At 64.8% G+C, this 574-nt stretch carries 1 protein-coding gene; it reads left to right on the forward strand.

Annotated features, from left to right (window positions below; genetic code table 11):
* Window positions 1-574, forward strand: a 574-nt coding sequence (locus tag Cch01nite_RS22620) for a glycoside hydrolase family 11 protein (protein ID WP_203758777.1), incomplete at both ends; no start/stop codon positions are given.

Here is a 574-nt window from a genome sequence, read left to right on the forward strand (position 1 = left end):
GGCCGTGTCGTCGAACGAGACCGGCAACAACAACGGCTACTTCTACTCGTTCTGGACCGACAGCCCCGGCACCGTCTCGATGAACCTCGGCTCGGGCGGCAACTACTCCACGAGCTGGTCCAACACCGGCAACTTCGTCGCCGGCAAGGGCTGGTCCACCGGCGGGCGCAAGACCGTCAGCTACTCCGGCTCGTTCAACCCCTCCGGCAACGCCTACCTCGCCCTGTACGGCTGGACCACCAACCCGCTCGTCGAGTACTACATCGTCGACAACTGGGGCACCTACCGGCCCACCGGCACCTTCATGGGCACCGTCAGCTCCGACGGCGGCACCTACGACATCTACCGCACCCAGCGCGTCAACCAGCCCTCCATCCAGGGCACCGCGACCTTCTACCAGTACTGGTCCGTGCGCCAGTCCAAGAAGACCGGCGGCACCATCACCACCGGCACCCACTTCGACGCCTGGGCCTCCAAGGGCATGAACCTCGGCAGCCACAACTACATGATCATGGCCACCGAGGGATACCAGTCCTCCGGCAACTCCAACATCACCGTCGGCGAAGGCTCCAAC

This window comes from Cellulomonas chitinilytica, assembly GCF_016862675.1.
GTDB lineage: Bacteria > Actinomycetota > Actinomycetes > Actinomycetales > Cellulomonadaceae > Cellulomonas > Cellulomonas chitinilytica.